The 25,685-nt window shown below is 73.8% G+C and carries 23 protein-coding genes; 9 read left to right on the top strand and 14 right to left on the bottom strand.

Translation table 11 applies throughout. The features are described 5' to 3' along the window. Positions 1-79 precede the first annotated feature (79 nt). From AB0C17_RS06225 to AB0C17_RS06215, 3 genes are read right to left on the bottom strand one after another with little or no spacing between them, the layout of a single operon-like run. Complete coding sequence (locus AB0C17_RS06225; protein WP_357476955.1) at positions 80-1,639, bottom strand: prenyltransferase/squalene oxidase repeat-containing protein; 1,560 nt, start codon at positions 1,637-1,639, stop codon at positions 80-82. Then, positions 1,636-2,511, bottom strand: coding sequence for a terpene synthase family protein (locus AB0C17_RS06220; protein WP_357381086.1), 876 nt, complete (start codon positions 2,509-2,511; stop codon positions 1,636-1,638). Before AB0C17_RS06220 ends, AB0C17_RS06225 begins: the two co-directional genes overlap by 4 nt. Further along, on the bottom strand, positions 2,508-3,845 hold the full coding sequence (locus AB0C17_RS06215; RefSeq protein ID WP_357472629.1) for a cytochrome P450: 1,338 nt from the start codon (positions 3,843-3,845) through the stop codon (positions 2,508-2,510). The genes AB0C17_RS06220 and AB0C17_RS06215 overlap by 4 nt, the downstream gene beginning before the upstream one ends. 300 nt (positions 3,846-4,145) lie before the next feature. Here AB0C17_RS06215 and AB0C17_RS06210 point away from each other — a divergent pair, with 300 nt between their 5' ends. Further along, positions 4,146-4,394: a DUF2630 family protein gene (locus AB0C17_RS06210; RefSeq protein WP_357381084.1), complete on the top strand. Its 249-nt coding sequence runs from the start codon at positions 4,146-4,148 to the stop codon at positions 4,392-4,394. 46 nt (positions 4,395-4,440) lie between these two features. Here AB0C17_RS06210 and AB0C17_RS06205 read toward each other — a convergent pair whose 3' ends face one another. From AB0C17_RS06205 to AB0C17_RS06195, 3 genes are all read right to left on the bottom strand, one after another. Next, positions 4,441-5,367 (bottom strand): RIO1 family regulatory kinase/ATPase, encoded by a 927-nt coding sequence (locus tag AB0C17_RS06205; protein ID WP_357474518.1) that lies wholly within the window; start codon positions 5,365-5,367, stop codon positions 4,441-4,443. 193 nt (positions 5,368-5,560) lie between these two features. Then, positions 5,561-6,205 (bottom strand): HAD family hydrolase, encoded by a 645-nt coding sequence (locus tag AB0C17_RS06200; RefSeq protein ID WP_357381080.1) that lies wholly within the window; start codon positions 6,203-6,205, stop codon positions 5,561-5,563. Between the two features lie 59 nt (positions 6,206-6,264). After that, positions 6,265-7,110, bottom strand: coding sequence for a carbon-nitrogen hydrolase family protein (locus AB0C17_RS06195; protein WP_357476952.1), 846 nt, complete (start codon positions 7,108-7,110; stop codon positions 6,265-6,267). Positions 7,111-7,215: 105 nt separating this feature from the next. Here AB0C17_RS06195 and AB0C17_RS06190 point away from each other — a divergent pair, with 105 nt between their 5' ends. The 6 genes from AB0C17_RS06190 (at position 7,216) to mug (ending at position 11,572) form a co-directional block, all read left to right on the top strand. Beyond that, positions 7,216-7,788 (top strand): TetR/AcrR family transcriptional regulator, encoded by a 573-nt coding sequence (locus AB0C17_RS06190; protein ID WP_194803152.1) that lies wholly within the window; start codon positions 7,216-7,218, stop codon positions 7,786-7,788. A gap of 103 nt (positions 7,789-7,891) precedes the next feature. After that, positions 7,892-8,806: a TIGR04222 domain-containing membrane protein gene (locus AB0C17_RS06185; RefSeq protein ID WP_357476949.1), complete on the top strand. Its 915-nt coding sequence runs from the start codon at positions 7,892-7,894 to the stop codon at positions 8,804-8,806. Further along, the gene (locus tag AB0C17_RS06180; protein ID WP_357476946.1) at positions 8,803-9,621 is read left to right on the top strand and encodes a DUF692 domain-containing protein; all 819 of its coding nucleotides are present in this window, start codon (positions 8,803-8,805) and stop codon (positions 9,619-9,621) included. Before AB0C17_RS06185 ends, AB0C17_RS06180 begins: the two co-directional genes overlap by 4 nt. Next, entirely contained in the window at positions 9,618-10,064 is a 447-nt protein-coding gene (locus AB0C17_RS06175; RefSeq protein WP_357476943.1) for a hypothetical protein, read from the top strand. The genes AB0C17_RS06180 and AB0C17_RS06175 overlap by 4 nt, the downstream gene beginning before the upstream one ends. 31 nt (positions 10,065-10,095) lie before the next feature. Then, positions 10,096-10,857, top strand: coding sequence for an SDR family oxidoreductase (locus tag AB0C17_RS06170; RefSeq protein WP_357381069.1), 762 nt, complete (start codon positions 10,096-10,098; stop codon positions 10,855-10,857). Positions 10,858-10,951: 94 nt separating this feature from the next. Then, positions 10,952-11,572: a G/U mismatch-specific DNA glycosylase gene (gene mug, locus AB0C17_RS06165; RefSeq protein WP_357476940.1), complete on the top strand. Its 621-nt coding sequence runs from the start codon at positions 10,952-10,954 to the stop codon at positions 11,570-11,572. On the opposite strand, the gene AB0C17_RS06160 is transcribed toward mug, so the two are convergent. The 3 genes from AB0C17_RS06160 to AB0C17_RS06150 form a co-directional block, all read right to left on the bottom strand. Beyond that, complete coding sequence (locus tag AB0C17_RS06160; protein WP_357477272.1) at positions 11,569-13,551, bottom strand: ABC transporter ATP-binding protein; 1,983 nt, start codon at positions 13,549-13,551, stop codon at positions 11,569-11,571. The two genes, mug and AB0C17_RS06160, sit on opposite strands and share 4 nt — an antisense overlap. Before the next feature lie 132 nt (positions 13,552-13,683). After that, positions 13,684-14,451: an enoyl-CoA hydratase/isomerase family protein gene (locus AB0C17_RS06155; protein ID WP_091420376.1), complete on the bottom strand. Its 768-nt coding sequence runs from the start codon at positions 14,449-14,451 to the stop codon at positions 13,684-13,686. A 43-nt stretch (positions 14,452-14,494) separates the two neighbouring features. Beyond that, a complete protein-coding gene (locus AB0C17_RS06150; protein WP_007072022.1) occupies positions 14,495-14,722 on the bottom strand; it encodes a helix-turn-helix domain-containing protein in 228 nt (75 codons plus the stop codon). Positions 14,723-15,205: 483 nt separating this feature from the next. Here AB0C17_RS06150 and AB0C17_RS06145 point away from each other — a divergent pair, with 483 nt between their 5' ends. Continuing rightward, complete coding sequence (locus AB0C17_RS06145; protein WP_357474531.1) at positions 15,206-15,799, top strand: cadmium resistance transporter; 594 nt, start codon at positions 15,206-15,208, stop codon at positions 15,797-15,799. Positions 15,800-15,916: 117 nt separating this feature from the next. Here the strand turns inward: AB0C17_RS06145 and AB0C17_RS06140 are convergent, their stop codons facing one another. Continuing rightward, entirely contained in the window at positions 15,917-17,524 is a 1,608-nt protein-coding gene (locus tag AB0C17_RS06140; protein WP_357476936.1) for an ABC-F family ATP-binding cassette domain-containing protein, read from the bottom strand. Positions 17,525-17,771: 247 nt separating this feature from the next. Here AB0C17_RS06140 and AB0C17_RS06135 point away from each other — a divergent pair, with 247 nt between their 5' ends. Continuing rightward, the gene (locus AB0C17_RS06135) at positions 17,772-18,686 is read left to right on the top strand and encodes a neutral zinc metallopeptidase (RefSeq protein ID WP_357477269.1); all 915 of its coding nucleotides are present in this window, start codon (positions 17,772-17,774) and stop codon (positions 18,684-18,686) included. Positions 18,687-18,756: 70 nt separating this feature from the next. Here AB0C17_RS06135 and AB0C17_RS06130 read toward each other — a convergent pair whose 3' ends face one another. The 4 genes from AB0C17_RS06130 to AB0C17_RS06115 all read right to left on the bottom strand — a co-directional run bounded on the left by AB0C17_RS06130 (position 18,757) and on the right by AB0C17_RS06115 (position 25,537). Next, positions 18,757-19,968, bottom strand: a complete 1,212-nt coding sequence (locus tag AB0C17_RS06130; RefSeq protein ID WP_357476933.1) for a hypothetical protein — start codon at positions 19,966-19,968, stop codon at positions 18,757-18,759. Between the two features lie 162 nt (positions 19,969-20,130). After that, positions 20,131-20,769, bottom strand: coding sequence for an acVLRF1 family peptidyl-tRNA hydrolase (locus AB0C17_RS06125; RefSeq protein ID WP_357476930.1), 639 nt, complete (start codon positions 20,767-20,769; stop codon positions 20,131-20,133). Positions 20,770-20,853: 84 nt separating this feature from the next. After that, positions 20,854-24,558, bottom strand: coding sequence for a M12 family metallo-peptidase (locus AB0C17_RS06120; protein ID WP_357476927.1), 3,705 nt, complete (start codon positions 24,556-24,558; stop codon positions 20,854-20,856). A 352-nt stretch (positions 24,559-24,910) separates the two neighbouring features. Continuing rightward, the gene (locus tag AB0C17_RS06115) at positions 24,911-25,537 is read right to left on the bottom strand and encodes a LysE family transporter (protein ID WP_357476924.1); all 627 of its coding nucleotides are present in this window, start codon (positions 25,535-25,537) and stop codon (positions 24,911-24,913) included. Positions 25,538-25,685 lie beyond the last annotated feature (148 nt).

Below are 25,685 nucleotides of genomic sequence, written 5' to 3'. Positions count from 1 at the left end.
ACACCGTCCTGGCCCGGTCTTCGGTCGGTCCGAAATCCGATCGACTCCGGCGCACGCTAGCAGCCGTCGTGAACCTCATTCAAGCGATCCTGATCATGGTGGGTGCGGCCTCCGTCCGGGCCGCCCCGGCGCGGCCGGAGGCCGCCAGCACCGCGGCGCGGACGATCCGCGTCGGGCGGTAGAGGTCCTTGTCGTGCCATAGTGCCGGTTCGCCGTCGGATCCGTCCAGCTCGGACAGTCGCCGGCGTCCCCGCGCCAGCGCCGACGTGACCCGGACGTCGCCGGGCCGGCCCGCGTCGGCCAGCGCGAGCACCGCGTACGCGGTCTCCTCGGCGGTCCCGTCCCACCGTCCCCAGGAGCCGTCCCGGCGCTGCGTGGCCAGCAGCCAGGCCACGCCCCGCTCGACGGCGGTACGCGCCGCGCCGTCCGGCGCGTGGTCGGCCAGCGCCAGCAGCACCGCGTAGGTGGCGTAGTACGGCGAGGCGTGCCAGCGGTCCTCCCACCGCCCGTCCGGCTCCTGCCGGTCCAGCAGCCACTCGGTGACCCGGCGTCGGGCGCCGGTGACGCCGGGCCCGCTCGGGTGCTCGCCGAGCGCGTCGAGCACGTGCGCGTTTGTGGTCAGCGACGCCCCGTCCTCCCCCGGCCAGGTGCAGAAGTGCCGTCCGGTGTCGAACCCGGCCAGCGGTGAGACGCCCGGCGCGCGGCCCAGCCGGGCCAGCGCGTAGAGCGTGACAGCGGTGGTGTCCGCGTCGGCGGGCAGGCCGGGCGCGGTGGCCGCGCCGGACGGCCCGACCGCGGCGCGCAGCTCGGTCAGCACCGGCTCGGGCGTGCCGACCGGCACGCCGGCCCGGACCAGGATGCCGAGCACCCAGGCCCGCTCGAACACGGTGATCGGGCTCGCGCAGGGCACCGGGCCGGGCCGGGCGACAGCGTTCAGGTAGCCAAGCGCGGGTCCGGGCTCCGGCCCGCCCAGCCAGGCGGCGGTGGCGGCCGGTGAGGCGCCGACCGCGCCGCTGGCCGACTGACGCACCCCGGGCGCGCGGTACGCCAGCTCGCCCGCCACCTCCAGCGCGTGCGCCAGCTTCTCCGGCACCGGCCGCCCGGTGGCGAGCAGTCCGCGTACCCGGGTCAGCCGGACCGGGTCGAGACCGGCCGGCAGCGGCAGGCGGGGCCGGCCCGCCCACTCGGCCAGGCCGTGGGGCGGCCCGGCCGGACCGTCGAGGTGCCGGTCCACGGCGGCCAGCAACGCCGGCACGATCAGGTCGGTGGCCGGCAGGTCCGGCGGGGCGCCCGCGCGCAACGCGCCGGCCAGGTAGGTCAGCCCCCGGTGCGCGGCGGCGGCGGGCGCGGCGGCCGGCCCGTCGCGGTGCAGCACGGTCAGCAACGCCTCCACCGCGCTCAGCGTCGGCACCAGCGCGTAGCCGCCGGGGCCGCCCCAGCCGCCGTCCGGACGCTGCCGGTCCAGCAGCCAGGCCAGGCGCCGGTCGTGGCCGTCGAGCCAGGGCGCGAGCGCGATCAGCCGTCCGGTCTCGTAGACCGACGGTGAGGTCTGCCCCTCCGGCTCGCCGCCGAGCGCGGCGATCAGGTCGCGCGCGGTCCCGGGCCGGGTGGCGTGCACCGGTCCGGCGGTCAGCGTCACCGCACGCCCCAGAAGTCGGTGTTCCGGTAGAAGCCGGTGGTGAAACCGAGCTGCCGGGACAGGAAGTCGGCCTCCCGCGGCACCTCGCCGGCCAGCTTCGCCAGCAGGACGCGGCAGTGGTCGACCTGCTCGGCGAAGTGCCGCTCCACCTCGGCCGGGTCGTCCACCAGCAGCAGCGCGTTGAGGTCGCCGGACTCGGCGTCGCGGCGGTGGGTGCCGAGGTCGTTCACCAGGCGCAGGGCCCGCTGGACCTCGTCACCGACCTCGATCAGCCGCGCCAGCGTGCCGGCCTCGGACACCGATCCGGTGTGGATCCAGTGCGCGACGTTCACGACAGTCGCGGCGAGGTTGTCGGCGTTTGCCAGGTAGTCGGCGAGCGTGGGGCGGCCGGTGCGCCGCCAGTCCCACTCGCGGGCCATCGCGTCGAGCGTACGGGCCATCGTGTCCCGCCAGTGGTCGCGCAGCGCCGGATAGGCCGGCGCGGCGGCGACGTCGTCGCGCAGCTCGGCGAGGAACCGGCCCAGCGGGTCGGCGGAGTCGGCGCCGTCGAGCACGTCCAGGCAGACGCCGGCGATCCGGTCCACCTCGGCCCGGCTGGTGGCCTGGTGGTCGACCAGCCAGTCCACGGCGAAGCCCCACAGCACCGCGCGGTTGGTCACGGCGAGCTCGGCGGCGCTGTGCCAGGGGGCGCTGAACGCCATCGCCTGCGCGATGCTGCTGAACAGCGTCGCGTCGAACGGGTCGCCGGGGAACAGCTCGGGGTGCGCGGCGGCGGCTCTGCGCAGGCCACGCTGGCCCTGCGCGGCCAGCGCGCAGACCCGGCCCTGTTCGGCGGCGACGACGAGCGGATCCGGTGTCGCGCCGTCGGTCATGCCCCCTCCGTCCGCCCGGCGGCGACGAGTGTCAGCTCCACCCGTTCGCGCGGCCGCAGCGCCGCGGCCAGCCGCAACCCGGGTACGCCGGGACGGTGCAGCCGGAACCGGTAGCGGCTGAGCATGGTGGCGAGGATGAGCTGGGCCTCCAGATAGAACAGGTACATGCCCAGGCACTGGTGCGGCCCGCCGCCGAACGGGAAGTGGGCGTAGCGGTGCCGGGCGCGGACCCGCTCGGGGCGGAAGCGTTCCGGGTCGAACTCGTCCGGGCGATCCCAGAACTGCCGCATCCGCTGGGTGATCAGCGGGCTGACCGCCATCGTCGCGCCGGGCTCGATCGGCACACCGTCGATGACGTCCCCGGCGACCGCGCGGCGCGGGATGATCCACCCGATCGGGTAGAGCCGCAGCAGCTCGTCCAGCACCATCCGGGTGTACGTGAGCCGGCTCAGGTGCTCGCGGCGTACCGGCTCGCCGCCGACCACCTCGTCGATCTCGGCGTAGAGGCGCTCGGCCACCTCGGGATGCTGGTCCAGGTGGGGCCAGGCCCAGGTCAGCACGTTGATGGTGGTCTCCGTGGTGGCGGCGAACATCGCCACCGTGTCGTTGCGGACCTGCCGCTCGTCGAGCTGCCGCCCGTCGTCGGTGCGGGCCTGCCAGAGCGTCGAGATGACGTCGTCGCCCTGCTCGGCGGACTCCCGTGTCTCGCGGACGATCGGCACCAGCACGTCGTCGACGACGCGTACGGCGCGGGCGAACGTGCGGTCGCCCGGCATCGGCAGCGACAGCGGCGCGAACGGCACGATGATGCGCGGGATGACGGCGGTCGCGATCCGGTCCTGCGCCTCGATCACCCGCATCGCGTCCGGCACCGAGATCCGGTCGGCGAAGAGCACCTTCATGATCGCCCGGCTGACGATGCGCGCCTGCTCCACGCCGATGTCGACCGGCTGCCCGGCGCGGGCCGGCTCGTCCAGTTCGCCGACCGCGTCACGGATCGCGTCTGCCATCCCGTCGACGAGCGCCTCCACCCGCTTCGCGGTGAACATCGGCTGGAGCATGCGCCGGCTGGCCGACCAGATCTGCCCCTCGCCGAGGATCCCCTCGCCGAACAGCCGCTTCACCGGGCGCCAGAACAGCCCGTCACCGGCGCGATCGTAGTTGTCCGCCCGGTCGCGCAGGACGTGCTGCACGTGCTTGGGGTGGGTGACCAGGTAGGGGCGGAAGGAGCCGAGGTTGAGCCGGACCAGTTCGCCTTCGGTACGGTTACCGATGTCGATGAGGGCCCGGGCGGGGTCGCGGAGCACCGCGGGCAGGATCTGCCGCAGTGGCACGATTCGGGGTCGGCCGGTGGGCCTCGGTGTGTCCGTCGTTTCGGGCACCTGAACGCTCCCTCGGTTGACTCAGGGTCGCGACCTCGTACCGACCCGTGATGTTGCCGCGAGCATGCCATCACGAGCCGCAGATCAAAAGGCAGGTCGGAGGATATTTCACGTAACAACAATCTCTTTGTCGAGAATGGAAGCCGTGGGACGTGCGTCACTCGCGTACACAGTGGCCGCCGCGGAGCGCGAGGACGGCTCACCTATCCGGTGCCGCGGGCGCGGCACCGTCCGCTGTGCCAAGCTTCGGGCATGGACGACAAGACCATCCTGAGCCGGATCTCGGAACTCGTCGACGAGGAGCACCGGCTGCGTGCCGGCGCGCAGCAGAACGAGGCCGGCACCGACGACGAGGCGCGGGAGCGGCTGCGCGCGCTGGAGGAGTCCCTGGACCAGTGCTGGGACCTGCTGCGTCGCCGGCGGGCCGCCCGCCAGGCCCACGGCGACCCGGACGCCCAGGGCGAGCGCCCGGTGCCGGAGGTCGAGCGCTACCTCCAGTGACCCGGTCCGGCGTCCCGGGCGGTCTCCCGCCCGGGACGCCGGACGGTCAGCGGATGCCCGCCTCCCGCAGCAGCGCCTCGGTCAGCGCCGCCGGGTCGGTCACCGTCGCCGGCATCCCACGGGCGGTGAACCAGGCGGCCACCACCCGCACGTCGCGGGCCAGGAACTCGGCCCCCTGCGGGTTCGCCACCACGTCGACCACCTGCGGCAGGTCGATCAGCACCAGCCGGCCCGCGTGCACCAGCAGGTTGTACGGGGACAGGTCGCCGTGCGCGTACCCGGCCCGGGCGAGCACCGTCAGCGCCTCGACGAGCTGGTCCCACAGGTCGCGCAGCTCGTCGTCGTCGGGCCGGACCTGGGCCAGCCGCGGCGCGGCCTCCCCCGCCCCGGCGTCGCCGACGAACTCCAGCATCAGCTCGGTGCCGAGCAGCTGCACCGGGTAGGGCACCGCGATCCGCCCGGAGGCGGCCCCGATCTCCCAGAGCCGGGACAACGCGGCGAACTCGGCCGCCGCCCACTGCCCGGCGATCATCTGCCGGCCGAACGCGGTGCGGCCGGTCATCGCCCGCATCTCGCGGGACCGGCGTACCCGGCGGCCCTCCAGGTAACCGGCGTCGCGGTGGAACAGCCGGTGCTGGGCGTCGCGGTAGCGCTTCACCGCCAGCAGGCAGCCGCGGTCGGTACCCGGCACCGCGCGGCGGACCAGGTGGACGTCCGCCTCCTTGCCGGTCTTGAGCACCCCGAGCTCGGTGTCCCGGGCGGCCAGTTCGGTGACCAGCCACTCCGGGCGCGGCTCGGGGCCGTGGACGGCCTGGTCCCAGGAGGACCAGGCGTCCTCCACGTCGGGCTCGGCGTCCGGGTCGGCGAGGGCCGGCGTGCGCCGCCCCCGCTTCAGGAAGTCGGGTTCGTCGTCGTCGAAGCGGCTCTTGCCGCGGCCACGGCGCTGCGGCGCCGGGAAGTCGTGATCGCGCACGGGTGGATCTGTCCTTCGATCGAGGCTGGTGGAGGCAGGTGGAACGACCCTGCGAAGACGGCCATGACCGACCTCCTCTCCTCGACCGGGCGACCCCCGGCTGCGCACTCGCGCGGCACCATGCTCGTGCCCCGCCCGGCTCGGGTCAACGGATTTACCGCGCCGCCGCCGGCCCGCCGCGCCGGTGCCGCCGTCAGCCGGCCAGCACGGCCGCCACGGCCGCGATCAGCCCGTCCTCGATCCGGGTCGGCGCGTACCTCGGGTCGGACCAGCGGCGTCCCCGGTGCAGCCAGACGCTGGGCAGGCCCACCGCCGTCGCCCCGCCGATGTCCGCCTCCGGGCTGTCGCCGATCACCCACGCGCCGCGCAGCGGCATCCGGGCCCGCTGGGCGGCGAGCGCGAAGATCCTCGGGTTCGGCTTGCTGACGCCCGCCTCCTCGGAGATCACCCAGTCGGCGACGTACCGGTCCAGGCCGGTCGTACGGATCTTGGCGTCCTGCTGGCGGGCCGCGCCGTTCGTGACCACCACCGGCACCCAGCCCGCGTCCGCCGCGATCCGCAACGCGCACGCGACAAGCGGATCCAGCCGCATGTGCGCCACCACGCCGTCGTGCAGCTCGTCGACCAGGTCGATCGAGGGGATGCGCAGCGCGTACCGCTCGCGGATCGCGTCCGCCACGTCCCAGCGGTTGGTCAGCCCGTCCGCGTCCACGGACACCAACCAGTCGAGGTCGGCCGGCGGCGCGCCGATGCCCGCCAGGAAGCGTTCTCCCCAGACACGGAACGGCCCGTCGCGGTCCAGCAGGGTGTTGTCCAGATCGAGCAGGAGCAACGGCACCTGGGCACCCTACGGGACACACCGGAGCACCGACAGGGCCAAGGGCCCCGGCGCGGCGCTCAGGCGACGAGCACGGCGCGGGCCGCCCCGGCGTCGAGCGGGCGGTCCCGCAGCATCGTGTGTGCCGCGCGGGTGGCGGCCAGCGCGTCCGGGTCCAGCGTGGCCACCAGCACGTCCTCGCCGGTGTCGGCGCCCCGGGCCAGCGGCCGGCCCTCCGGGTCGTACACCGCCGCGCCGCCGTTGAACCGCCATGGATCGGCGCCGTCGACCGAGTTGGCGAACACCACGTACATCGTGTTGTCCAGCGCGCGGGCGGCGTAGTAGAGGTCGCGGCGGTGCGCCGAGCCGGCCAGGTAGCCGCTCGGGCAGAGGTAGCCGTGCGCGCCGTCGCCGGCGGCGGCCCGCGCGTGCTCCGGGAAACAGCCGTCGTAGCAGACGCCCAGACCCAGCCGCCACGTGTCGACCTCGATCGTGGCGCCCCGGACGCCGGCGTCGAACAGCTCCCGCTCGCCGCTCCAGAGCTGCTGCTTGTCGTACGCGGCGGTGACCGCGCCGGCCGGGTCCACCACGAGCGAGGAGATGGTGCGCCGCCGGTCGGGGTGGCGCACGGCGGCGCCGATCACCACCGCGGCGCCCGCTTCGACGGCGGCGGCGCGCAGCGGGTCCAGCCGGGCGTCGGTCACCCGGCCGTCGGCGTCGGCGGCCACGTCCGTGCCGTCCGGATCCGCGCCGAGCGCCGGCGGGTGGTACGCCGGCAGGAACAGCTCGGGCAGCACGACGACGCGGGCGCCCTCGGCCCGGCCCACGAGACGGGCGGCGGTGCGGGTGTTGCCGGCCACGTCGCCCGGGACGGGCTGGGCCTGGACGGCGGCGACGGTGAGCGGGCGCGCGGGGAGGGCGGTCACCCGCCGATGGTAACCACCCCGGCGACGGCAGATGATCATCCGTCACCGGATCTCAAGCCGTACGTACGGTTTGCATCGGGCGGTTCCACCTGCGACGATCCGTTCGTGCCCAGAGTAAGTCAGGACCAGCTCGACGCGCGCCGGCAGGAGATCCTCGCGGCGGCGCGGGCGTGTTTCGCCCGGCACGGCTACGAGGGCGCCACCGTGCGGCGGCTGGAGGAGGCCACCGGCCTGTCCCGGGGCGCGATCTTCCACCACTTCCGGGACAAGGACTCCCTCTTCCTCGCGGTGGCCGAGGACGACGCCGCCGCCATGGTGGAGACCGTCGCCCGCAACGGCCTGGTGCAGGTGATGCGCGACCTGCTGGCCCGGGCCGTCTCGCCGGACACCACCGGCTGGCTCGGCAGCCAGCTGGAGGTCTCCCGCCGGCTGCGCACCGACCCCGCCTTCGCCAAGCGCTGGGCGGAACGCTCCGAGGCCATCGCCGCGGCCACCCGGGAACGCCTGCTGCGCCAGCGCGAGGCCGGCGTGCTCCGCGACGACGTGCCGATCGACGTGCTCGCCCAGTTCCTGGAGCTGGCCTACGACGGGCTGGTACTGCACCTGGCGATGGGCCGGCCGGCCGGCGACCTGGCCCGCGTGCTCGACCTGGTCGAGGAGGCCGTCCGCCGGCACTGAACCGTGCCGGTCTCGGTCCGGTAACTACCCCGCCCGAGGAGATCGACTCTGGCGCGCCTGCTCCACAATGAGCCGCGACCCCTCCTCGCGACAGGAGCAGACGATGACCCCCTCCGACACCTGGGGCATCCCCGGCCCCGTATTCCTGCGCTGGTACCTCCTGCTCGCCGTCGTCCTGGTCGTCGGTGCGATCGTGTACCGGCGGCGCCTGCTCGCGGGCACGCCGGTGAGCGTTCACGGCAACCTGGGGCCGCAGCAGGTCGCCTACCTCAACGGTGGTGACCAGCTCGCCGTCTGGGCCGCGCTGGGCGGGCTGCGCCACGCGGGTGCGGTCGGCGTACGGCCGGACCGGCGGCTCACCACCGGCGGTCCGCTGCCGGCCGGGGCCACCCCGCTGGACCAGGCGGTCCACCACGCGGCGAGCCGAGGTCTGCGGACCCGGGAGCTGGCCGTCGACGAGTGGGTGCGGCGTGCGCTCGACGAGCTGCGCGACGGCCTGGTACGCCGGGGCCTGGCCCTGGACCAGGAGCGGCGCCGGACGCTGCGGCGCGGCGCGCTGCTGATCGGATTCCTGCTGGTGATCGGCATCGTGCGCGCGGTCTCCGGGCTGCTCAACGACCGGCCCACGGGCTGGCTGCTGCTCAGCCTGTTCCCGCTCGGCCTCGCGTTCGTGCTGCTCAACCGCGTGCCGTGGCGCACCCGGGCGGCCACCGCGGCGCTCGACGACATGCGCCGCCGGCACGCCTGGCTGCGCCCGGCCGCCGGACCCGCGTACACCACGTACGGCCCGGCCGAGGTGGCGCTGGGCGTGGCGCTGTTCGGCACCGCGACGCTCTGGACCATGGACCCCGGCTTCGCCGAGCAGGCCGAGATCCAGCGGCAGGCGATGGGCAGCACCGGCGCCACCAGCTCCGGCACCTCCTGCGGCGGAGGGGCGACTGCCGGCGGCAGTTCGTGCGGCGGAGGCAGCTCCTGCGGCGGAGGCGGTGGCTGCGGCGGAGGCGGGTGCGGCGGATGACCGGCCCGTCCGGCGTCGGCATCGGCTGGCGCCCCGAGATCGCCGGCTTCGTCGCCGGGCTGCCGGGGCTGCGCTTCGTCGAGGTGGTCGCGGAGGCGGTCGCACCGGCCGGGCCGCTCCCGGACGGGCTCGCCGAGCTGCGCGGACGCGGCGTCGACGTCGTACCCCACGGGGTGCGGCTGTCCCTCGGCGGCGCGGAACCGGTGGATTCGGCCCGGGTGGCGCACCTGGCCGCTGTGGCCGCGGCCCTGGACGCGCCGCTGGTGAGCGAGCACATCGCGTTCGTGCGGGCCGGCGGCCTGGAGGCCGGTCACCTGCTGCCGCTGCCGCGCACCCGCGAGGCGGTCGCGGCGGTGGTGGCGAACGTCCGGCGGACGCAGGCGGAGCTGCCGGTGCCGCTGGCCCTGGAGCCGATCGCCGCGCTCTTCGACTGGCCCGACGACGAGCTGGACGAGGCGGACTTCCTCACCGAGATCCTCGACGCCACCGGCGCGCTGCTGCTGCTCGACGTCGCGAACGTGCACGCCAACGCCCGCAACCGGGGCGGCGACCCGGCGGCGCTGCTGGACCGGCTGCCGCTGGAGCGCATCGCCTACGCGCACGTGGCGGGCGGCGCCGAACACGGCGGCTTCTACCACGACACGCACACCGACCCGGTGCCCGCCGCCGTGCTGGACCTGGTCCGCGAGCTGTGCGCCCGGCGCCGGCCGCCCGCGCTGCTGCTGGAACGCGACGGGCGCTATCCGCCCGCCGCCGAGCTGCGCGACGAGCTGGACGCGCTGGCCGCCGTGTCCGGCCACCCGGTGGTCACGTGAGCGGCGACCTCGCGGCCCGGCAGACCGAGCTGGTCGCCGCGCTCGTCGCCGGTGGGCCGCTGCCGCCCGGCTTCGCCCCGGCCCCGGTCGAGGCGGCCCGCCGGGCGCTGCTGCGCAAGCGGGCCGGCGACGTGGCCCGGCACTGGCCGCTGCTCGCCGCCGGGCTCGGGCCCGGCTGGCCGGCCACGTTCACCGCGTGGGCCGACGGCCGTCCCACGAACGGTTCGCTGCGCGACGGCTGGGACCTGGCCCGCGACCTGCGTGAGCGGGACGCGTTGCCGCCGCTTGGCGCGGACGAGCTGGCCGAGCGGGAGGCCGCGAGCCGCTACGACGGCCACCACCCGCCCCGGCCTCGCCGGTGGCCGGCCCTCGCCCGGGCCGGCGGCGCCGTCGCGGTTCAGGTCGCCGGCCGGGTACGCCTGGTGCGGCCCGCCCCGCGCTGACAGGCACCCGCCGGTACGGCAGGATCGGGGTATGGATCTCGGACTCGCCGATCGGGTGTATGTGCTCACCGGCGCCTCCGCCGGCCTCGGCCTCGCCACCGCCGAGCAACTCGTCGCCGACGGCGCCCGGGTGGTCATCTCGGCGCGTACCCCGGAACGGGTGGCCGCCGCGATCGAGGCGCTCGGCGATCCACGGCAGGCGATCGGGCTGACCGCCGACCTCACCGACCCCGCCACGCCGCAGCGGCTCGTCGCGGCCGCCCGCGAACACTTCGGCCGTCTCGACGGCGCGCTGATCTCGGTCGGCGGCCCGCCTCCCGGCACCGCCGCCTCCGTCACCGACGAGCAGTGGCGCGAGTCGTTCGAGACGGTCTTCCTGGGCAGCGTCCGGCTCGCCCGGACGGTGGCCGGCGCGCTCACCGACGGCGGCGCGATCGGGCTGGTGCTGTCCACCTCGGTACGCGGACCGCTGGCCGGCCTCGGCATCTCCAACGGCCTGCGGCCGGGCCTCGCCGGCGTGGCGAAGGACATGGCCGACGAGTTCGGCCCGCGCGGCGTACGCGTGATCAGCCTGCTGCCGGGACGGATCATGACCGACCGCAACCGGGAGCTGCTGGCCGGCTCCGGCGATCCGGAGCGGGCCCGCGCGCAGGCCGAGGCGGCGATCCCGCTCGGGCGCATCGGCGACCCGGCGGAGTTCGGCAGGGTGGCCGCGTTCCTGCTCTCCCCCGCCGCCGGGTACGTCACCGGGGTGACCGTGCCGGTCGACGGCGGCGCGCTGCGCGGGCTGTGACGGTGGGCGCGGTGAACGGGCCTCCCGTGGCGGCTGCTCTGGTGAGCGGGGTGCGGGTGGTCGCGGCGGGCCGGGCACCCGGGGCGGAGGGACGGTGAGCGATCGACGGCGTCCGGCCGGTGGGCGGCCCGAGGCCGCGCCCGGCCCGGGCACACCCGCCCGAAGCCACCCCCGGCCCAGCCGGGAACAGCTCGCCGCGGCGGCCGACCGGCTGCTGCCCGACGTGATCGGGCCCGGCCTGGACGTGCTGTTCGTCGGCATCAACCCGGGCCTGTGGTCGGCAGCCACCGGCTGGCACTTCGCCCGCCCCGGCAACCGCTTCTGGCCCGCCCTGCACCGCGGCGGCTTCACGCCGCGCCTGCTGCACCCCAGCGAGCAGGACACGCTCCCGGCGCTGGGCCTCGGCATCACCAACATGGTGGCCCGGGCCAGCGCCCGCGCCGACGAACTCACCCCCGCGGAACTCGTCGACGGCGCCGCCACGCTCACCGCCAAGGTCGAGGGCTACCGGCCGCGCTGGGTGGCGGTGGTCGGGGTGACCGCGTACCGGATCGGGTTCGCCCGGCCGAAGGCCGGATTCGGGCCGCAGCCGGAAACGCTCGCGGCGGCCCGGCTCTGGGTGCTGCCCAACCCGAGCGGCCTGAACGCCCACTTCACCCCGGAGACGCTTGGTGCCGCGTTCGCCGAGCTGCGTGCCGCTGTCGTCGCGGGCTAGTTGGCCGCGGCCGGGGGCATGGCCTCGTGGGCGACGTAGGTGCCCATCGGCACCGTGGTCACCACGGGCTCGGGCTGCTCGGCCTCGGCGTGCGGCGCGGGCGAGTCGGTGATCGCGAACTGGGTGCGGTACAGCTCGGCGTACAGGCCGCCGACGGCCACCAGCTCGTCGTGCCGGCCGCGCTCCACGATCCGGCCCTCGTCGAGCACGAGGATCTGGTCGGCGTCGCGCACCGTGGAGAGCCGGTGCGCGATGACCAGCGCGGTACGCCCGGTCAGCGCCACCGCCAGCGCCCGCTGCACAGCTGCCTCGCTCTCCGAGTCCAGGTGCGCGGTGGCCTCGTCGAGGATCACGATCGACGGGGCCTTGAGCAGCAGGCGGGCGATGGCGATGCGCTGCTTCTCGCCGCCGGAGAAGCGGTAGCCCCGCTCACCGACAGTCGTGTCGAGCCCGTCCGGCAGCGCCCGGACCAGGTCGGCGACCTGCGCGCCGGCCAGCGCCGCCCAGATCTCGTCGTCGGTGGCGTCCGGCTTGGCGTAGCGCAGGTTCTCCCGGATCGTCTCGTGGAACAGGTGCGAGTCCTGGGTGACCACGCCGATCTCGTCGCGCAGCGAGGCGAGCGTGGCGTCCCGTACGTCGACGCCACCGACAAGCACCTGGCCGTCGCTGACGTCGTAGATCCGGGAGATCAGCATGGACAGCGTCGACTTGCCCGCGCCGGAGGGACCGACCAGGGCCACCATCTGCCCCGGCTCGACGGCGAACGACACGCCCTTGAGCACCGGCTCGTTGACCGTCCGGTCGAGCGTCGACACCTCCTCCAGGGAGGCCAGCGACACCTCCGCGGCGCTCGGGTAGCGGAAGCGTACGTCGCGGAACTCGACCCGGCCGCTGCCGCGCGGCACCGGCACCGCCTCGGGCTTCTCGGCGATGGTCGGGCGCAGGTCGAGCACCTCGAAGACCCGGTCGAACGAGACGAGCGCGCTCATCACGTCGACCCGGACGTTCGACAGCGCGGTCAGCGGACCGTAGAGGCGGGTCAGCAGCAGCGCCAGCTTGACCACTGTGCCGGCGCTGACCGCGCCGGTGACCGCCAGCCAGCCGCCGACGCCGTACGTCAGGGCCTGGGCCAGGGACGCGACGAGCAGCATCGCGACGAAGAACGTCCGCGAGTACATCGCGGACTGGATGCCGATGTCGCGCACCCGCTCGGCCCGGCGGGCGAACCGGTCGGCCTCCACCTCCGGTGCGCCGAACAGCTTGACCAGGAGCGCGCCCGCCACACCGAAGCGCTCGGTCATCGTCGCGTTCATCTTGGCGTCGAGGTTGTACGACTCGCGGGTGATCTCGGCCAGCCGCCGGCCGACCCGACGGGCCGGGATGATGAAGATCGGCAGCAGCACCAGCGCCAGCACGGTGATCTGCCAGGACAGCACGAGCATCGCCCCGGCGGTCAGCACGAGCTGGATGACGTTGCTGACCACGCCGGACAGCGTCGAGGTGAACGCGCGCTGGGCGCCGAGCACGTCGTTGTTGAGCCGGCTGACCAGCGCGCCGGTCTGGGTGCGGGTGAAGAACTGCAACGGCATCCGCTGGACGTGGTCGTACACCCGGGTGCGCAGGTCGAGGATGATGCCCTCGCCGATGCGGGCCGAATACCACCGCTGGACCAGGGAGAACAGGGCGTCGGCCACAGCCAGCGCGGCGATGATCAGGGCGAGCCGCACGACTGTCGAGCGGGCGTCCGGGCCGGCGCCGGCGATCGCGTCGATGACGTCACCGGCGAGCAGCGGCGTGGCCACACCGATCACCGCGGCGACGATCACGGTGATCAGGAAGACGATGATGTCGCGCCGGTAGGGCTGGGCGAACGCGACGATCCGCCGGGCGGTGCCGCGCTTGAGCTCGTGGGCGGAGACCTCGTCACGGTTGCGCAGCGACCGGAGCATGCTCCAGCCGCCCATGCCGCCGCCGGCCATCGGGTGGGACACTCGTCACCTCCGGGTCGTCAGGGCAGCAGGAACCGTCGGAGTCCATTCTCCCGACGCCTGTGACAACCTCGCGAGTAACCCAGATCTTCCCGAACGGTCCTTACGAAATCGCCGTACCGGCTATTCGCCCCGCCCGGCCAGGTCCCGGATCCGCCGGGTCTGCGCCTCCCGCTCGGCGCGCTGCTGCTCGGCATGCGAGCGCCCGGCCGCGCCCGCGAGCAGCGCCTTGATCTCGATGATCGCGTCCCGGTTGTTCGCCAGCAGCCCGGCGGACAGGTCACGCACGGCGCCGTCCAGCTCGTCGTTCGGCACCACGAGCGTGGCCAGGCCGATCCGGTCCGCCTCGGTGGCGTCCATCCGCCGGCCGGTGGCGCAGATCTCCAGCGCCCGGGAGTAGCCGACCAGCTCGACCAGGCGGCGCGTACCAGCCAGGTCGGGGACCAGCCCGAGCGTCACCTCGGCCATGGAGAGCTTGGCGTCGGCGGCGAGGACCCGCATGTCGCAGGCGAGAGCCAGCTGGAAGCCGGCGCCGATGGCGTGGCCCTGCACCGCGGCGATCGACACCACGTCCGGCCGGTGCAGCCAGGTGAAACCGCCCTGGTACTCGGCGATCCGGTCGGCGCACTCGGCCTCCGGCATCGCGGCCAGCTCGGCGAAGGAGCCCGGCCCGGTCGCGCCGGCGACCGCCAGGTCCAGGCCCGCGGAGAAGGCACGCCCCTCCCCGCGTACGACGACGACGCGCACGTCGCCCGGCAGGTCGCGGGAGAAGTCGCTCATCGCGCGCCACATCGCGGGGGTCTGGGCGTTCAGCACGTCGGGCCGGCACAACGTCACCGTCGCGACCGGCCCGTCGCAGTCGAAGCGCACTCCGGTCGTCTCGGCGGTCACCGGACGCCCCGGAACGCGCGGGTGGACGACGCTGGGGGGCGGATCACGCCTTCTTCCGGCGCCGGGCGCCGCCGCGCTGCCGCAGCTGCACCCCGGATTCGGTGAGCACCCGGTGGATGAACCCGTAGGAACGGCCGGTCGAGGCCGCCAGAGCACGAATGCTCTCTCCGCCGGTGTACCGCTTTACCAGGTCTTTGGCGAGCGTCTGACGCTCGGCCCCGACGATCCGGCGACCCTTCTCAGTGCTGGTGGCTGTGCCAGTGGCTGCCATGCTGATTCCTCACGTCCCAGACTGTGCGGTTCGGATACGGTCCCACCTATTAGACCGCCTCGGACGATCATGCGCCAGATATCAACTATTCGCCAACCGACACGCTACGCAATGTCAGCTTCCCGATAGAGTGATCCTTCCGGCCGGCTGATCCGTACCGGCCCGCCGGACGAGCCCGTCGCCCCAGGTTCGGCGAGGTGGCGGCATCTCAGTGGATGGACGGGCCAACGCCCTCTCCGTGGTCGGCCCGTCCATGCCGGCGAGAGCACGAGAGGCGCCGCCAATCGGCCCTTCGATCGACTGACGACGATTCGTTCCGCGCCGGTTCGACGAACTGGCGGCATCCTCCCGCCTGATCGGCACCACTTTCGACGGGACCGCCTCGCCGCGCTCCGGACGCCTGCGCGTCGGCGCGTCGGCATGGATCATGCCGGCGGTGGGTGCGCGGGTGCGACGGGCCGTATCGTGCCCGGGGTGATTGACATGATCACGGCCGCGGCGGGTGCCGCAGGCGTCTTCGCCGCCACCAACCTCGACGACATCGTCGTGCTCACGGTGCTGTTCGTGGCCGCCCGGCACACCGGGCGTCCCCGGCCGTGGCAGATCGTCGCCGGGCAGTACGCGGGCATCGGCGCGCTCGTCGCGATCGCGGCGGTGGCCGCCGCCGGGCTGCTCGTGGTGCCCGACCCGTGGCCGGGCCTGCTCGGCCTGCTGCCGATCGGGCTGGGCGCCCGGGCGCTGTCGGCCCGGCGCGACGACGACGAGCCGCCGGCGGTGGTCGGCAGCCTGGCCGGCGTCGCCGGGGTCACAGTGGCCAACGGCGCCGACAACATCGCCGTCTACGTGCCGGTCTTCCGCGCCCTCGACCCGCTCACCGGGCTGATCTGGCTGCTGGTGTTCGCCGTGCTGGTGGCCGTGTGGTGCGCGGTCGCCGCCGCGCTCGGCGGGCACCCCCGGGTGGTGGCGCTGGTCGGCCGCGCCGGCCACTGGCTGGTCCCGGCGATCTTCATCGCCATCGGCGCGACCATCCTGCTCACCTCCGGCGTCCTCCCCCACCTGGCCGCCCTCCTGGCCTGACCGCCCCCGCCCGTCTTCTCCGTCGATCATGAAGTTGACGGCGATCTGGATCTCAAAGAGTGCCGCCAACTTCATGATCAACCGGCAAGGGGCGCGGGCAGGCGGCGCGGGAAGGGGTCAGGCGAGCTCGACCAGCTCCAGCAGGTCGTCGGACCAGGCGTCCTCGTCGCCGTCGGGCAACAGGATGGCGCGGTCCGGCTTGAGCGCGCTGACCGCGCCCGGGTCGTGCGTGACCAGCACGATCGCGCCCGGGTAGCGGGCGATCGCGTCGAGCACCTGCTCGCGGCTCACCGGGTCGAGGTTGTTCGTCGGCTCGTCCAGCAGCAGCACGTTGGCGCCCGAGCAGACCAGCGTGGCCAGCGCCAGCCGGGTCTTCTCGCCGCCGGAGAGCACACCGGCCGGCTTGTCCACGTCCTCGCCGGAGAACAGGAACGCACCGAGGATCTTGCGCAGGTCGGTGTCGGTCTGGTCGGACGCGGCGCTGCGCATGTGCTCCAGGATCGTGCGGTCCACGTCGAGCGTCTCGTGCTCCTGGGCGTAGTAGCCCAGCCGCAGCCCGTGGCCGGGACGCACCTCGCCGGTGTCCGGCTCCAGCAGCCCGCCGAGCATCCGCAGCAGCGTGGTCTTGCCGGCGCCGTTGAGGCCGAGGATGGCCACCCGTGAGCCCCGGTCCACAGCCACGTTGACGTCGGTGAAGATCTCCAGCGACCCGTACGACTTGGACAGGCCGGTCGCGGTCAGCGGCGTCTTGCCGCACGGCGCGGGGCTCGGGAACCGTACCTTGGCGACCTTGTCCGCGACGCGGACCTCGTCCAGGCCGGAGAGCAGCCGCTCGGCGCGGCGGGCCATGTTCTGCGCGGCGACGGTCTTGGTGGCCTTGGCCCGCATCTTGTCCGCCTGCGCCATCAGCGCGCCGGCCTTCTTCTCGGCGTTTGCGCGCTCCCGGCGGCGGCGCCGCTCGTCGGTCTCCCGCGCCTCCAGGTACGCCTTCCAGCCCAGGTTGTAGGTGTCGACCACGGACCGGGTGGCGTCCAGGAACCAGACCTTGTTGACCACCGCCTCCAGCAGCGAGGCGTCGTGGGAGATCACGATCAGGCCGCCCTTGTGGTTGCCGAGGAAGCCGCGCAGCCAGGTGATCGAGTCGGCGTCGAGGTGGTTGGTGGGCTCGTCGAGCAGCAGGATGCCGCCGCCGTTCTCCCCGGCGTCGCGGAACAGGATCCGGGCCAGCTCGATGCGGCGGCGCTGGCCGCCGGAGAGCGTGCCGATGGTCTGCGCCAGGGCCCGGTCGGGCAGGCCGAGGTTGGCGCAGATCCGGGCCGCCTCGGCCTCGGCCGCGTAGCCGCCGAGCGAGGCGAACTGGTCCTCCAGCGCGCCGTAGCGGCGGACCAGCCGCTCGTCGTCGGCGCCCTCGGCGAGCTTGTTCTCCAGCTCCTTCATCTGCGCCATGAGCACGTCCAGCCCGCGGGCGGAGAGCACCCGGTCCCGGCCGGTGACGTCCAGGTCACCGGTACGCGGGTCCTGCGGCAGGTAGCCGATGGCGCTGCGCCGGTCGATCTGGCCGGCGTACGGCTGGCCCTCACCGGCGAGCACCTTGAGTGTGGTGGTCTTGCCGGCGCCGTTGCGGCCGACCAGGCCGATCCGGTCCCCCGGCTGCACCCGCAGGGTGGTGTCGGACAGCAGGATCCGGGAACCGGCACGCAGTTCCAGGCCGGTGGCAGTGATCATTTCGGAGTACTCGCTCTCGGGTCCGGAAGGGCTGACTCAGGGCACGCGAAAGCGCCGGCGGGTGGTGATTTCCCGTCGGCGCGGGGCCGTTCAGCCTTCGCAGCGCAGCACGGGGGCAAGTGTACCGGGCCCCACGGACCCGCTCCCCCGGATTACCGTGCAAGATCATCGGGTACGGAAACCGCCGTCCGGACCCGGTCCGGTACCGCAACCACCACATACGGACACATCGGTGATCGGGGTCAACATGGAGCTGAACGAGAACGCGCGGGTCGACACCAGCCAGGTGGACGACCGGCGAGGGTCCGGCGGAGGCGGCGGGATGGGCATTCCGATCCCGATCGGCGGCGGCCGGGGCGGGATCGTGGGCATCATCATCGCCGTACTCGTCGCCCTGGTGGGCGGCGGCTTCGGCCTCAACGCCGCCACCAACGGCGGCGGTTCCGAGCAGGGCGACAACACCTCGCTGGAGCAGAAGTGCTCGGCGCAGGACGCGCTGAAGCAGCTCGACTGCCGCAACGCGCTCTACGTCAACTCGATCCAGGCGTACTGGCGCACCGCCATGCCGGAGGCGTTCGGCGAGCAGTACAAGCCGTCGAAGACGGTGTTCTTCAGCCAGAACGTCAGCACGGCCTGCGGCGCGGCCGACTCCGGCGTCGGCCCGTTCTACTGCCCGGCCGACGACCTGGTCTACATCGACCTCAGCTTCTACAAGCTGCTGGCCGACCAGCTCGGCGCCGAGGGCGAGTTCGCCCAGCCGTACGTACTTGCCCACGAGTACGGCCACCACGTGCAGGACCTGCTCGGCACCGAGGCGCAGATGCGCCGCCAGCAGCAGCGCGACCCGCAGAGCGCGAACGCGCTCTCGGTGAAGCTGGAGCTGCAGGCCGACTGCTACGCCGGGGCCTGGGCGAAGAACGCCACCGGCACCGCCGACGAGCAGGGCCAGAAGATCTTCAAGAGCATCACCGAGCAGGACATCTCGCAGGCCATCGACACGGCCGAGAAGATCGGCGACGACGCCATCCAGCAGCGCTCCGGCCGGCCGGTGAACCCGGACGAGTTCACCCACGGCAGCTCCGAGCAGCGCAAGCAGTGGTTCACCAAGGGCTTCACCACCGGCGACCCGAAGTCCTGCGACACCTTCGGCGCCGGGGCCTGATCCCCGCGCCGCGCATCGGCCCGCACCGCCGCAGACCGGCGGTGCGGGCCGATGTCGTTTCCGGGGCCGGTCAGGCCGGCAGGGTCACCTGAGCCGGAGTGGACCGGTTGACAGTCGTCCCGTCACCGAGCTGACCACCGCTGTTGTCGCCCCAGCACCACAGGCCGGCGTCGGTACGGATCGCGCAGCCGTGGTCGGTGACCGCCAGTCCGCCGGTCCAGCTGGTGGCGGAACCGACCTGGGCGGGCGCGGACCGGTGGGTGGTGCTGCCGTCGCCCACCTGCCCGGCCGAGTTCTTGCCCCAGCACCACAGGGTGCCGTCGGTACGCGACGCGCAGCTCGTGTCGCTGCTCGCGGCGATCCGGTTCCAGGTGGTGGCGGTGCCGATCTGCACCGGCGCGGTCCGGTAGGTGCCGCTCACGCCGAGCTGGCCGTATCCGTTCTCACCCCAGCACCACAGCGCGCCGGAGCGGATCCCGCAGGTGTGGGCGTATCCGGCCGCCACGCCGGTCCACCCGGTGGCGGTGCCGACCTGCGCGGGCGCGGTCTGGGGTGCCAGGTTGCCGAGCCCGAGCTGGCCGTCCGAGCTGGACCCCCAGCACCAGAGCGTGCCGCCGGTGCGGACACCGCAGGTGTGCCCGTAGCCGGTCGAGACGCTCACCCAGTCGGTGGCCGTGCCGACCTGCAGCGGGGTGTTCGCGACGTACGGCGAGGCGCCGACGCCGAGCTGCGTGGTCCGGTTGAAGCCCCAGCACCAGAGCGTGCCGTCGGTGCGGATCGCGCAGGTGTGCTGGGGGCCGGCGTCGACCCGGGCCCAGGTGGTCGCGGTGCCGACCTGCACCGGGGTGCTGCGGCTGGTGGTGGTCCCGTCGCCGAGCTGGCCCCGGAAGTTCGAGCCCCAGCACCACAGCGTGCCGTCCGTGCGTACCGCGCAGGTGTGCCCGGAGCCGCCGTCGACACCGGTCCAGGTAGCGGTGCCGACCCGCGCCGGGGCGCTGCGGTTGGTGGTGGTGCCGTCGCCGAGCTGGCCGGCGTAGTTGGAGCCCCAGCACCACAGTCCCCCGTCGGTGCTGATCGCGCAGGTGTGCGCGCCGCCCGCGGTGACGCTGGTGACAGTGGGCGCGGCGAGCGCGGCGCCCCGCACCGGAGCCGCGTTGGCCGTGCCGGCTGTCAGCGTGGCGGTGAGCACGAGGCTTCCGGCGCTCATCGCCGCCGCCGCGACGAGGAGCCTCGTCGCACGGCGCCACCGGGCCCGCAGCCGGCCGTCCTGATATCCGCTCATGAAGTTGTTCTCTCCCAACGATGTCGGCGCGTGATGGCGGAGGCGAAGCTGCCCTGCGGGTCGCCCGGAGACCCGGCTTCGTGACACCGACGATAGGCATCGAGTCGATTCGATGCACCATCGGGGAACGGGATTGCGCCGTCTTGAGGTGATCTTTCCTGTTCAGCGGACCAGGATGTGGACCGCCCGGGCGGCGGCGACCGCGGCCACCAGCACCGCGTGCCGGGGCTCCGGCACGTCCAGCAGGCGCGGCGCGCGCAGCGCCGTCAGCGGGGCCAGCCGCCGGTCGGCAAGCACCGTGTCCACCGCGCGCCTGTCACCGCCGCACACCAGCGCCGCGAGCGTGCCCACCTCCGGCAACAGCAGACGCACTGCCAGCTCCGCCGCGTCGCCCAGGGCGGCCTTGGCCTGGTTGTCCCGCCGCCGGGCGAACCGCTGCTGGGACCAGCCACCCGCCGCGGTACGGCCCTGCACGTACCGGGTGTCCACCTTGGAGACCACCAGGTCGGCGCCGTCGGCGACGCCGAGGGCGACCGCGCCCTTGCGGGCCAGCAGCAGACCGAGCCGGCGGGCCGCCGTGGCGGAGACGACGAATCCGGGTACGTCCGCCGACGCGCTCGCGCCGGGCGGGGTGTGCAGCTCGGCGGTGGCGCCGTCCGGGGCGGTGAGCAGCAGCCCGTACTCCTGGACTGTCGTGGTCGGCGGGCCGTGCCGGTCGGTGAAGCCCTCGACCCAGCGGGCGACGCGGCCGGGGTCGACCTCGACCCACCGGCCGCCCCCGGCGGCGGGTCGGCTGCTCATGGCCCGACGGTACGCCATCGACGGGCCGGGAGACGCGACGCGGGAGGACACCGTGCCGGCGCCCTCCCGCGTCTACCGCGTGGATCAGTGGACGGTGAGGTTGCCGCCCTTCAGCTTGACCTCGGCGGTCGCGCCGCCCGTCCAGTCCGACGACAGGAGCAGGGCGCCACCCTTCCACAGGGTGAGCCCGACGCTGTCGTTCCTACCGGGGGCGCCCCGGTCGGTCACCGTCACGGCCAGGGTCAGGCCGGAGGACACCAGCTTGCCCTTGCTGTCGTACAGGGCGGCCTGGTAGCGCACCTGGGCGACCTTACCCGCCGAGGTGACACCCAGCGCGTCGACGGTGTCGGCCTTGATCGTGTACGACTTCCCGCCGGAGCGGAACTCGACCTCGGCCTTGCCCGACGGGGCCTTGTTCGCCTTACCCGGCTTCGCGTTCAGCTCCACCTCGACAGTGGAGTTCACGTCGGCCGGGTAGCTTCCCGCCGAGCGGGTGGCGGTGAACTCCCCGCCGCCGGTGAGGAATCCACCGTCGGAGACGGCCACTGTCACCTGGGCGGTGGTGCTGCCCGTGTAGTTGCCGCCCACTGTCGCGGTGACGGTGTGCGTGCCCTTCGGCAGGGTGGCCTCACACGCCGCGGACGCGCTGGTGGTGGCCGTGCCGAGCAGGGCCGGCGCGGCGGTGCAGAGCGTCACGCCGTCCTTGGTGAAGGTGACGGTGGCGGTACGGATGTCGCCCGCCGTGGTGTCCGTGGCACCGGGCAGCACCGAGCCGTCCCGGACCACGGCCCGCAGCAGCGCCGTGCCGGACGCGCCGCCGGTCGCGGTGTTCACCAGCGTGTCACCGGCCCAGCTGACCGCCGCGTCCTCGGCGGCGACGGTGACGGTGAACGAGGTGCTGCCGGTCAGCCCGGAGCCGTCGGACACGGTCACGGTGACCGGGTAGTCACCCGGTGCCGCCGTGGTGGTGCCGGCGACCGCCCAGGTACGCGTACCCGGACGGGCGTCGGTCGCGGAGGTGTTCGTGACGGCCAGGGACAGGCCGGCGGGCAGCCCGGTGGCCGCAGCGCTCAGGTCCGCGCCGGCGGTGTCGCCGTCGGTGGCGGTGACGGTGACGGCCGGCGAGAGCGCGTCGCTGTACTGCACGCTCACACCACCGTCGGGGGCGGTGCTGGTGACGACCGGGGCGGACCGGATCGTGAAGTCGGCGTCGTTGACGTCGAAGAAGACGTTACCGACCGCCTCGATCTTGATCCGGGCCTTCTCGGTGGCCACGTTCGGCAGCGACACGGTCGCGGTGCCGGTGTTGGCGGTCTGCTCGGCCAGCACGTACGGGAAGGTCTGCCCGCCGTCGGCGGACAGCGAGATCTTCACCTGCGCGGCGTTCACCGGCGCCACGTCGGTGCCGGCTACGTCCCACGTCACGGTCTGGGTCGAGCCGCCGTCCAGGACGGCGGCGGTGTCCTGCGAGGTCACCAGGAACGGGCCCGCGTCCGGCGCCAGCACCACGGCGACGTCGGCGCTGCCGATGCCGCCGCCACCCAGCCGCCCGTCCCGGGCGGTGAGCTTGAAGTGCAGGGTCCGGTCGCCGGCCATGCCGACCCAGTCGCGGGTGGGCAGGAACTCGGAGTAGCAGTCCACCAGCTCGGCCGGCACGTTCGACGCGCCACCGGTGGCCGGGGGCGCCGGAGCGGCCGGGCAGGCGCCGGTCGCGGCGTTGGTGTTGCCGGCCAGGATCTGCCGCATGTCCGGGAAGACCCGGGTCGAGTCGGTGGTGACCGAGTTCAGGCCCGGCGAGTGGTACTTCAGCGTGTCGGTCGGCGACACGATCGCCGCCTCGCCGAACACCCGGAACAGCGGACCGTTCACCTTCGTGTTGTTCACCAGCGCGGTGCCGGCCGAGGCGCCCCTGTCGTTCTGCTCCCACAGGTACGTCACGGTGTCGTCGTCGGCGTCGGTGGCGCTGCCGGTCAGCGCGAACGGCGTACGCACCGGGATGGTGACGGTGTCCGGCACGGTGACCACCGGGGCGTGGTTGCCGGTCTCCTCGACCAGCCAGCCGCCGTTGTCGATGGCGCCGCCCTTGGCCGTCTCGCCGACGAAGCCGGAGGCGCCGGAGACGTTCGTCAGCTCCAGCGACGCCACGTTCGTGGTCGCCAGCGTGCCGCCGAAGGTCACCTGGAAGCCGTTGTCGTTGAGCGCGCCGCTGCCACCGAACGCGGCCACCGTGACGGTCGCGCCGGCCGGCCAGCCGGCGATGCCCTCGACGGCCGCCTTGATGCCGGCGGTGGTGTAGTTGACGCCCCGCACGATCGGCGCCGAGTCGTTGCCCGCGTAGCGGACGGTGAAGGACTCACCGTCGGCGTCGAACCCGTACAGCGAGACGGTCTGCACCTCGTTGATCGCCGGGCGGTTCGAGGTCACGTAGTTGGTGATCTCGGTGTAGCTGCGGTGCGACCAGTACGGGTCGCTGTGCGGCTGGAGGTTGTCCTGCTGGCAGATACCCGCGTACGCCATGATCGACGAGCCGCTGCCCGGCTCGTACGAGTTGGCCGCGCTGCGGTTGCCGCCCGAGCAGTTGTACTGGGTGCCGTTGAAGGTGTGGTTGCCGGCGAACTGGTGACCCATCTCGTGCGAGACGTAGTCGACCGCGTAGAAGTCGCCGACCGGCGTCGGCAGGCCGGTGCAGCCCTGCGCCTTGCCGTTGCCGCCGATCACGCCGAGGCTGGCCACGCCGCCGCCGTTGACGCCAAGGCCGATGTGGCCCACGTCGTAGTTGCTCGCGCCGACCAGCTGGCCGAGCACGATCCGGTTACGGCTGAGCGTGCCGCTGCCGCACGAGGTGAGCTGCGCCGGCGTGAAGCAGGCCGCCGCGCCGCACGGGCCGTTCGGCTCGGTGGCCAGGGCCGGCGTGTTCAGGTTGGTCTTGTCGGTGTCGTTGATCAGCACGAGCCGGATCGCGGTCTCGTCCTCGTAGATCTGGGTGACCCGGTTCATCAGCGTCACCTTCGCGGCGGTGACGTTCTCCGCGCCGAAGTAGGTGGCGTACGACGGGTCGGTCACCAGCGCCACCCGGTAGGTGCGCAGCTTCACCAGCGGCCCGGCCGGAACCTCCGCCGTGGCGATCTCCCCGGCCAGCGCGTGCGCCTCCTGCGTGACGTCCTCACGCTCGACGAACTCGCCCTCCGGGTGCTCCAGGTCGCGGGCGAAGTAGCTCGCGTAGAGGCTCTGGTCGCGCTGGTAGTACGGGTCGATGTACCAGTTGCCCTTGGCCGACCGGACCGACGCGTGGAACCCGAGCGGGGTGAGGTCCGCGCGGACGGTCGCCGCCGGGTCGTCCAGACCCTTGCCGGCGTACGTGGTGATCTCCGGGTGCTTGGCGGCCAGGCCGGCCTCCATGACCGGTGAGTCGACCAGCTCGAAACGCTGGAACGTGCCGTCCGGAGCGGGCAGCGACACGACCTGCTTCGCCACGCGGGCCACCGCCACGCGCTTCTCGGCGGGCGCCTTGTCGAGCAGGCCCTTCATGGTGCCGCGGTCCAGCTTGTACGCGGCCAGCCGCTTGGCCTTGACGGCGGCCTTGCGCCCCGCCTTGGTGGCGGCCGGCTTGCCGTCCACCTTCTGCCACGGTCCGTGGACGCCGGGTGCGGCGGAGGCGGGCGCGGGCGCCGCGAGAACGGGAAGCGTCGCGGCGGCGAGCGCGGCGACGAGGAGGGCAGCGGTCCGTCCGCGCCCAGGCCGACCGGCGAGTTGCCGGTCGCGCGGCGGACGCCACAGGGTGATCCTCAAGTCTTCTCCCTGCTGGGTCGAGTATGGACTGCCATACGACCGGCGGGGATGACCGGACGTACGTGTACGGCCCACGGATTGTTCCGTGACCCTAGGACCACCCGCGACCGCGGACATCACCCGGAAGGTGGATGCGGTTCTACCTGGACGGTGATCCGCGTCGTCCCGGCACGCGGGATCCGCGCTTCCGAGGACAGAGCCGGCCGACCTGACGGCCGAGAACACCTTTGGTCGGATGCGGGACCATCAATGGATCTTTCCGCCGTCCGGAACTGCCGTTTCGGCCGATCCCCCGGTAACGGATCATGAACCGGTCCGCAATCCGGCTGACACACGGGCATGTCCACGCCGGTCACACACCGAGCAGCGTGGCGACCGCGAGGCCCGCGACGATGACGCTGGACAGCAGCGCGGTGACCCGCCGCGCGCGGGGCCCGGTGAGGGCCCGGCCGATCAGCGAGCCGCCCCCGGCGATCAGCAACTGCCAACTGGCCGAGGCCAGGAACACCCCGGCCGTGAAGACGGCCGCGCCCGCCGGACCAGGGCCGAGCACGTCGCCCCGGCCGAGGACGAGCGCCACGAAGTAGACCACTGTGGCCGGGTTGAGCAGGGTCAACGCGAGCACCGCGCCGAACGCCCGCACCGGCGTGTCCAGACCACCCCGCACGCTCGGCTCGGGGGTCGTGACCGGCGGGCGCAGGGCGCGCCAGGCGGTGAGGCCGGCGAGGACCAGCAGCACGCCCGCGGCGAGCAATCGCAGCGAACCCGCGAACGGCGCGAGGCCGCTCGCCACCGCGGTGCCGCCGAGAGCCGCGACCGCCGCGTAGAGACCGTCGGCGCTCGCCACGCCGAGCGCCGCCCCCGCACCGACGCGGAAGGATGTACGGGCGCTGAGCCCGAGGATGAGGATCGCGATCGCACCGACCGGGATGGCGACGCCGTAACCGGCGACCAGGCCGGCGAGGAACGCCCCGGTCACGACGACGGAAGGTGCGGCGAGGCGACCGGCGGCAGGGTGCGCTGTCGGCGCACGGCGCTGGCCGCACGGACAGGAGCCTGCTTCGGGTACGCCTCGATCACCCGCCAATCCTGCGCCCCGCTCCCCCACCCCGCCACCCGTTTCCTGG

The organism is Micromonospora sp. NPDC048887 (assembly GCF_040649715.1).
Lineage (GTDB): Bacteria > Actinomycetota > Actinomycetes > Mycobacteriales > Micromonosporaceae > Micromonospora.
Note: the sequence above shows the minus strand (reverse complement) of the source record. Positions and strands in the feature narration are given on the sequence as shown.

Coding starts and splice junctions, on each gene's coding strand:
- AB0C17_RS06210 (WP_357381084.1), top strand. CDS start 4,146: ATGGACGACAAGACCATCCTGAGCCGGATCTCGGAACTCGTCGACGAG.
- AB0C17_RS06145 (WP_357474531.1), top strand. CDS start 15,206: ATGATCACGGCCGCGGCGGGTGCCGCAGGCGTCTTCGCCGCCACCAAC.
- AB0C17_RS06140 (WP_357476936.1), bottom strand. CDS start 17,524: ATGATCACTGCCACCGGCCTGGAACTGCGTGCCGGTTCCCGGATCCTG.
- AB0C17_RS06180 (WP_357476946.1), top strand. CDS start 8,803: ATGACCGGCCCGTCCGGCGTCGGCATCGGCTGGCGCCCCGAGATCGCC.
- AB0C17_RS06185 (WP_357476949.1), top strand. CDS start 7,892: ATGACCCCCTCCGACACCTGGGGCATCCCCGGCCCCGTATTCCTGCGC.
- AB0C17_RS06220 (WP_357381086.1), bottom strand. CDS start 2,511: ATGACCGACGGCGCGACACCGGATCCGCTCGTCGTCGCCGCCGAACAG.
- AB0C17_RS06160 (WP_357477272.1), bottom strand. CDS start 13,551: ATGGCCGGCGGCGGCATGGGCGGCTGGAGCATGCTCCGGTCGCTGCGC.
- AB0C17_RS06130 (WP_357476933.1), bottom strand. CDS start 19,968: ATGAGCGGATATCAGGACGGCCGGCTGCGGGCCCGGTGGCGCCGTGCG.
- AB0C17_RS06150 (WP_007072022.1), bottom strand. CDS start 14,722: ATGGCAGCCACTGGCACAGCCACCAGCACTGAGAAGGGTCGCCGGATC.
- AB0C17_RS06135 (WP_357477269.1), top strand. CDS start 17,772: ATGGAGCTGAACGAGAACGCGCGGGTCGACACCAGCCAGGTGGACGAC.
- AB0C17_RS06170 (WP_357381069.1), top strand. CDS start 10,096: ATGGATCTCGGACTCGCCGATCGGGTGTATGTGCTCACCGGCGCCTCC.
- AB0C17_RS06125 (WP_357476930.1), bottom strand. CDS start 20,769: ATGAGCAGCCGACCCGCCGCCGGGGGCGGCCGGTGGGTCGAGGTCGAC.